Origin of the sequence: Pseudoalteromonas sp. SG44-1 (genome assembly GCF_014164315.1) — a bacterium.
Classification (GTDB): domain Bacteria; phylum Pseudomonadota; class Gammaproteobacteria; order Enterobacterales; family Alteromonadaceae; genus Pseudoalteromonas; species Pseudoalteromonas rhizosphaerae.
Genome location: NZ_JACJEW010000012.1, coordinates 105033 through 112717, shown reverse-complemented (window position 1 = coordinate 112717; position 7685 = coordinate 105033). Strand labels below are relative to the sequence as shown.

At 36.3% G+C, this 7685-nt stretch carries 6 protein-coding genes; all 6 read left to right on the top strand.

The window, feature by feature from the left end; translation table 11 throughout:
- Nucleotides 1-197 precede the first annotated feature (197 nt).
- The 6 genes from H5187_RS08100 (at nucleotide 198) to H5187_RS08075 (ending at nucleotide 7680) form a co-directional block, all read left to right on the top strand.
- Nucleotides 198-1427 (top strand): hypothetical protein, encoded by a 1230-nt coding sequence (locus tag H5187_RS08100; protein ID WP_182797710.1) that lies wholly within the window; start codon nucleotides 198-200, stop codon nucleotides 1425-1427.
- A 158-nt stretch (nucleotides 1428-1585) separates the two neighbouring features.
- Entirely contained in the window at nucleotides 1586-2077 is a 492-nt protein-coding gene (locus tag H5187_RS08095; RefSeq protein ID WP_182797709.1) for a hypothetical protein, read from the top strand.
- Between the two features lie 477 nt (nucleotides 2078-2554).
- The gene (locus H5187_RS08090; protein WP_182797708.1) at nucleotides 2555-3847 is read left to right on the top strand and encodes an AAA family ATPase; all 1293 of its coding nucleotides are present in this window, start codon (nucleotides 2555-2557) and stop codon (nucleotides 3845-3847) included.
- Nucleotides 3848-3850: 3 nt separating this feature from the next.
- The gene (locus H5187_RS08085; RefSeq protein WP_182797707.1) at nucleotides 3851-4588 is read left to right on the top strand and encodes an HNH endonuclease; all 738 of its coding nucleotides are present in this window, start codon (nucleotides 3851-3853) and stop codon (nucleotides 4586-4588) included.
- Between the two features lie 174 nt (nucleotides 4589-4762).
- Nucleotides 4763-5659: a site-specific integrase gene (locus tag H5187_RS08080; RefSeq protein WP_182797706.1), complete on the top strand. Its 897-nt coding sequence runs from the start codon at nucleotides 4763-4765 to the stop codon at nucleotides 5657-5659.
- The gene (locus H5187_RS08075; RefSeq protein ID WP_182797705.1) at nucleotides 5656-7680 is read left to right on the top strand and encodes an AAA family ATPase; all 2025 of its coding nucleotides are present in this window, start codon (nucleotides 5656-5658) and stop codon (nucleotides 7678-7680) included. Before H5187_RS08080 ends, H5187_RS08075 begins: the two co-directional genes overlap by 4 nt.
- Nucleotides 7681-7685: the final 5 nt, after the last annotated feature.

Genomic DNA, 7685 nt, shown 5'->3' with positions numbered 1-7685 from the left:
CTAGGTTTGAGTTTACGAGATGTTACAGAAAAAATTTATTTAATTAAATTTGAAAATAAATGAAATAAAAAAGTGTAAAACCTAATACATCTCTAATTGTATGATTTCAAGAGAGTAAGATTTATTGCTTAGCTGTAGTAATACAGCAGACGAGCTTAATTAGCTATATGCAACTTATTATGTATTAGGGGGAGAGGATGCTGGGTAATACACCAAATTTAAGTAAGTTATTGATCTGTAGTAATCACAAAAAGACGACGAAACTGATGGGCCTTTATAAGAAGTTTGGTGTTAATGGTAATGTTAAATTTCATTTTATTTCAATAGAGGATGTCATTGATGTTATGTCCCAAAAAGAAATTGCAATGGAGCAAAATAATCTTTTAGAAAAATACTTAGAACACCCAAGAAATAATATCACTCTTGATTGTGACAAACTCGTGTTTAATGCAAATATTAGTGAAAAAGATTACATGAGGTTTTGCCAAAATTTTTATCGGGTTAAAACTAGTGAGAAAAGAAAGTTATTGGATATAAGGCTGCGTTTCCCTCAAGAAAGTGAGAAGCACATAGGCCATTATATTTGTCAGAAAGTGTTTACAATAAACGCTTCAACTAATGAATTTAATAAAGTCTTTATTTACTTATGCATAGATAAAGACAAAAACAGAATGCTTCATGTCGTCTTTACCCCTAGGTTATTTGATGATATCGAACTGAGTGTTATTTTTCATCACCTCCTAACTGTACTTGGTCGAACAAGATATGTACAAATTTTTTCAAAAGCGAGGCTGTCAAGGGTGGATATAGGTTTTAACTTACCATGTATTAGCAAAGCTAGTTTAATCGTTATGCCTAAGCATAACCGCTGTAGAGTGAGCAACAATTATCCTAATAGAGATGAACAAGGCTACTTATATGTAGATACTGAATCTAGGGTTTCTGAAAGCTATTACTGTGGCTCACAAAAAGGTTCTCACTTGGTGGTTTATGATAGCTTCTTGAATAATTTAAATAAGAAGAACCACGTAGTTGGGTTAACTTCCAGAGTTGAGTATAGGTATAAGTTACATGCGAATAAAGAGCATGTAACGATTGCAACGCTCAACGAGGTTAAACCGATATTGCATTTATATAGTTTTGTTAGACCTTGGGTGTTTAAGTGTTTGCCGATTCAATTGACTGAAATAATGATTACTAATCAGGGAATAGCATCAATTAGAAGAGCTTGGGAAGAAGCGAAGTTATGTTTAAAGAAGCGAGGAAAAGAAATAACTACTAATAAGCGTAAAAGGAAAGGGTTAGTATCACTTAATGAGTCTTGGTTGTTTTATGAACAGTCCAAGTTGTTGTTACATTACCGATTAATACTTTTAAACCCTAAATCATCTTCATTAATGATTAAACAATTCAAGGCTCGAAAATAAAAATCTATACTTAATCTATTTATAGTTTGTGTATAGTTTGACTTCTTGGGTTTTTGTAACTATATTTATTCTATGTATAGATTAGGTATAGTTTAGATGTGATCTTTTCGTTTCTTAATCTATATAATCTTCTGAGTATGGTAAGTAGAGAGGTTCGTATGAAAAATATAGCATTAACTTTTACAGCTAGGGGCTTTGAGCGTATTTTGAGAGAGGGTGGTTCAGGGGAGTGGACCGCAGACCCCCTAAGAGTATCAGATAATGTAAAGTATGTTATTTGCTGTCAAAACACTAACCCTCAGCGAAAAGGCAATGACTGGGGAGAAGTAAGTCATAAGCATGGTCAGGGTTTTATAGTTGGTAAGTTGTCGGAAGTTGTTCTTACTACGAAAGATACTTCGAAGAAAAAGAGATACCGATTTATGTTTTCTGAATATGCAGAGCTAGAAATTGACCATATGTGGCGCGGGGATAGATTTCCAGTGCGCTATTTAAGTGAAAATGACTTACCCTTTAATATCAGAGCATTAGACTTTAAACCTATGCCAAAATTTGAGACTTCTGATCAAATTTTTACTTTAAAAGAGGCTAAAGATGCTTTAGCTAAAGCTCATGGCATTAAGGAATCTGAAGTAAGAATCGTTCTATGATTGAAAGTTATATATATTTGGTTTAATAAAAGTAAAGTGAGTTTAGTACTCTAAGCAAAGGTCATGTTAATCTCTATTAACATGACCTTTTATCGCATTGTCTTATATGTCTAAAAGCCTTGTCTGATAGATTTAAAGCTGTTTCTAACGCTAGCGTTAGAAACAGCTTAGAGAATTGAGCAATCACTATTGATGCTTTGAGGAAAGCGCATTGGTTACTATCCATTATTTCGTTTCTTTCTGAATTCCCTTAATTTAGTGTTGTAGTGGCACTAACCTTAACACCCAATAAGAAAGCAATATCTTTTAAACTTCGAATAAAAGTAATTTTTCGGTTTCTCGATGCGAGCAAAGAGCTTATTTGCTGAGCTTTCTTTGTTGGGATGTTTTAAACCAGTGTGAGTTTTCGATTCTACTGACACCCAAATTAATATAAGTTAATATAGCTTTAGAGCTTTTTTGTTAGATGATCATTCCATGAAAATAAATACATTATCAGTTGAAAATTTTCGTTGTTATAAAAAAAATAAATTCACTTTCCATCCTCAGGTTAACTTGATAGTAGGTAAAAATGCGACGGGTAAAACGGCTGTATTGGATGCCGTTTCTGTAGCTATGGCTACTTGGATACTAGGGTTCAAGAAAAAAAATGATCAAAAAAGTCTCTGCCCTACTGACGCAACTTTATCTTATATAGAAAAAGAGGGGGAATCCCAATTTGTGGAAGCTTGGCCTGTTTTGGTTTCTGCTGCAGGGATCGTCGAGGGAAAACTTGTTGAGTGGGAGCGATCTAAAGACTCACCAACGGGTAATACTCGTTATGGTAATGCTAGTTCATTGATTACTATGGCAAAGCAATGTGATGAACATCTAGCTGATGATATTAATCTTCCTTTGATTAATTACTACGGGACGATGCGCTTATGGCAAGATCCAAAAGCCACTAGTGCTAAGTTGTCATTAACTAAATCAATAGCTAAGCCTTCTCGATTAGATGGTTATAAGCATTGTGTTGATCCTCGGATTGCACTAAAAGAGTTAGTGGCATGGTTTGCTCGTCAAGAGTGGCAAGCTTTTCAGGAGGGCAAAGAATCTATCATGCTCAGGGTTGTCCGCAAGGCGGTAATTAATTGTATAGAAAGTGCAGAACAGTTACGTTATGATCCTAAGAGAGGGGAGCTACTTCTGACCCTCAAGGGGGCAGAGCCGCAGCCTTTTAATTTGTTAAGTGATGGCCAGCGATGTGTTTTAGCTCTAGTAGCTGATATAGCTCAAAAGGCGGCACGATTAAATCCTCATTTAGGTGAAGAAGTCCTCGATCATACAGAAGGAATAGTTCTAATTGATGAACTTGATTTACACCTTCATCCTAAGTGGCAGCGTCATATAATTGAAGATCTAAGGACTACTTTTCCCAAAGTACAATTTATTTGCACTACACATTCTCCGTTCTTAATTCAGTCTTTAAGGTCAAGTGAAGAGCTGATTATGCTAGATGGCTTAGCTCCTGCTCAACTAGGGAACATGACTCTCTCAGATATAGCTGTTGGTGTTATGGATGTAAACTCTCCAGAAGTAAGCCTCCGTTATGCTAAAATGAAAGGAGTCGCAATAGAATATTTAAAACTACTTGATGAAGCTGCTAAAACACCAGAAGAAAAGCTTCAAGATTATAAATATAGATTAGCCAATCATTTAGCACCTTATGCAGACAACCCTGCGTTTCAAGCATTCTTAGAGATGCAACGTGTTGCAAAGCTAGGGAGCTAAGATATGAGGCCTGTTAAAAAAGGAAGCTCTCCAATCGTAGGTGACTTTAATAAATATGAAGATGCTAAACCAGAATTAGTATCTCGCCTTGGCATTTATTGTAGTTATTGTGAGAGAAAAATATCGACATTATTGGCTGTTGAACATATCGAGCCTAAAGATGGAGCTCATGGACAGCCTCACTTATCAAGGAGCTGGTCTAATTTCTTATTGGCATGTACCAACTGTAATTCTTGTAAAAGTAGTAAAAAGGTGAATTTCAAGCGTTTAATGTTTCCTGATAGAGATAACACTTACTATGCTTTTGATTATGAGCTTGATGGCAGTGTTAAGTATTCTACAAGACTGACAGCACGCCAAAAAGTCATGGCTAGAAATACTCTTAAATTAACTGGGCTGGATAAACCACTTCAAGAGTTTAAAGATGAAAATGACGAGCAAGTAGCTTTAGACCGCAGAGCTCAAAGAATGGAGGCTTTTGGTACAGCACAAGCAGCTCTAAACTACCTAGATGCTGATTCAGATAATCCCAATATGAGAGCCGTGATAGCTAATCTGGCTATACAAACTGGTTTTTTTAGTATTTGGATGAAAGTTTTTGATGCTTATCCAGATATGAAAGTTCAATTTATCCAAGATTTTAAAGGTACTGAGGGTAGTGGTTGCTTTGATATGACAACAGGTAGTTCAATAACACCAGCCCCTAATGTAGATGCACTTGAACAAGGTGGCAAAATATAAACCTTCTTCTTATTAAAGCCACTTACTATTTCTCACATTAATCTATTTTCTCAAAAGCAGTTCGCAATTAAATTTATGGTATGAAAAGCTTAAATCAGTGAAGGTGCAAAAAGTGAGGTTAACTTTGAAAGTTAGTTAGTGCTAACTAGATATCTCAATAAAATGGAGCTATCTATGAAAAGCACAAATCCTACAAAAGTATATCTCAACAGCTTAGCAACTTCTGGTCGAAAGTCAGCGATTTCCCAACTGAATGAAACTAAGAAAGCCTTAGAGTGGAATGAGCCAGTTGATTCATCGCCTTTTCATTTATTAACTTATGCGCAGCTCGAAAGCTTAAAGCAGCATTTTAGCGAGCAAGGCAAATCGGCTAGAACGATAAATCATGCATTACAGATATTAAAAAGTGTCGCAGATACGGCATTTAAATTAGATGTGATTGATCATAAAGCCATGATGCGTATTAAGTCAGTGCCTAGTATTAAAGGCAAAGTGATTGATAAGGGTAAGGCCTTAAGTCCCGTTCAGGCAGTTCTATTACTGAATAGCCTTTCAAGTAGCGGCTCAAAGGTCGGGGTAAGAAACCATGCTGTTATATCTCTTATGCTCGCTACAGGCTTGCGTCGTTCAGAGTTGTGTAGCCTTCAACTAAACAATTATTGCCCAGAATCTCACAATATAGTGATCGAAAAAGGTAAGGGCTCGAAGGCTAGACAGCAATTTCTGCCTGATTGGGCTGAGTCAGTTTTAAATAGGTGGCTTAGCATACGAGGTCATAGAAAGGGTCCTCTATTTACTAAGCAAGGCAAGGGTATTAAGCCTATTACATCAGATACTCTATACCTTATCGTTACTAAAAAAACGAAAAGAATTCTAGGTCAAACTTTTACTCCTCATGATTTACGTAGGACATACATAACACGATTATTAAATTTAAATGTAGATCTCCTTACAGTAAGTAAAATGGCAGGTCATGCGAATGTAACTACTACGCAGCTGTATGATAAAAGAGGTATTGAAACTCAGAGGCAGGCAGCATTAGCTTTAAGTTATGGAGTTTCATCATCATGAGTTTAGAGCAAGAATTATATGAATTAGGTTCGAATCTTTCATTTAGGCTTTTGAATAGCTCATTATTTGATAAAGAAGTATTGATAGGCTTAAAGCCAATTACGGTTCGTAGCATTACAGGTAAGGCATTTAGTTATCCTCAAAGTAACTCACAAGAATACGTAGAAGCAGTATACAGACATTTTGAAGATGTAAACTCTAAGGTAAGAACCATGACCTTGTTAGAAAGGAATTGTCATATATTAAGGGAGACATTTCAGTTACCTAAAGAGTCTGTAAACCTTCTAGCTTTAATAGTGGTAAATAGCCTTAACCCTGCATTTAACGAATTACTGGAAACACATCAAGGTTTAAGTGACAACGTATTGCATCAGTTGCTCTCTGAGGCTTTAAATGTTGATTATCTTACTTTGAAAAACACTTTTGAAAGCTTGGCTGAGAGCGGACTATGGAGCAGCTCAATATATGGTAGTGAAGATATGCTCCAAATACATAATGGCTTTGCAAAGGCATTAGCTTGCAAGCATGCTATTGATTTCTCAGATTTAATTTCAAATGTTGTCACGATATCAAGTAAGCCTGATTTAAAACTATCTGATTTCGAACATTTAGATACCGATTTACCTTTTGCTTTCAGCAGCGGTATTAATGATTTGCCTGAGAGTGGGGTAAATATTCTATTACATGGTGCAGCTGGTGTGGGTAAAACTCAATATGCAAAACTGCTAGTGAATCAAATAAATGCTAATTTATACGAAGTGAAAGCAAAAGGTGGGGACTTGAGTAGTCCTGACGATGAGCTGGACTCTCGTCGAAGCAGTACTCAACTTAGGTTACAGTATTTAAAGATGGCTTATCGCTTATTTGATTCTCAGCGTGATGCTTGGCTACTAATTGATGAATGTGAAGATATTTTTGCATCATTTAGCCTAAGTACAAGAATATCAAAGGATAGGTTACATCAGCTCCTTGAAGTTAATACTGTCCCCACAATATGGATAACTAATCACCCTGAAAGTATACCTGTTAGTTGCTTACGGCGGTTTAGTCTTGTTGTTGAATTGCCTAATCTTCCTGCCAATGGGAAATTTGATATGGTATCAAGTTGCTTTAAAGGCTTGAGGCTATCTAAAGGGTTTAAAGAAAAGCTTGCTAACTCAGAGGCTGCAACCCCTGCATTGCTAGAGAATGCGGCATCGCTGTGCAAAATTTGTAATGTTAAAGGTGCAGTGGCTGAAGAGTACACCAATACTTACCTAACAGAAGTTTTGAAGTTAACTAATGAGCCTTTAGAAACCCCTGTTTATAAACCCGAATTAGAGTTTGATCCAGCCTATTGTAATTTGAAAGGCGACCTTCACTCACTAGCTGATATCACCAAAACGATTGAAAGGCATCCTGAAGCTCGTATTTTATTATTTGGGCCACCAGGCACTGGTAAGTCAGCTTTTGTTGACTATGTGTGTAAAGAGAACGATTTAGGCTTAGTAACAGTCAAGGCATCTGATGTGCTAGGCAAGTATGTCGGCGAAAGTGAAGGAAATATTGCTAGGCTTTTCGAAAAGGCTAGTAATGAAGGTAAGGCATTACTGATTGATGAAGCTGATAGCCTTTTAACGTCACGTGAAGGCGCAACTAAGTCATGGGAAGTGAGCCAAGTAAATGAGCTGCTAATGCAGATCGAGCGATTCCAAAGCCCCTTATTTATAGCTACTAACTATTTTGAGGCACTAGATAAAGCATTGCTGAGGCGTATTGACTTTAAGATCGAATTGCAAGCATTGAAGCATCAACAGGCTATTAGTTTATTCGAGGAAGTCGTTGGAGTCGAACTTGATACAGATAACAAAAGTCTGTTAAGTCATATGACAAACTTAACAGTGGGTGATTTTGCTATTTTATCTCGACAACTTAAATTTCAAGAGAAAAGATTAACAATGGAAAAACTACTATGGCTTTTAAGATCTGAAAGTGCATATAAACAATCTAAATTTGAAATAGGGTTTCATGCTTCAATATGAATGTA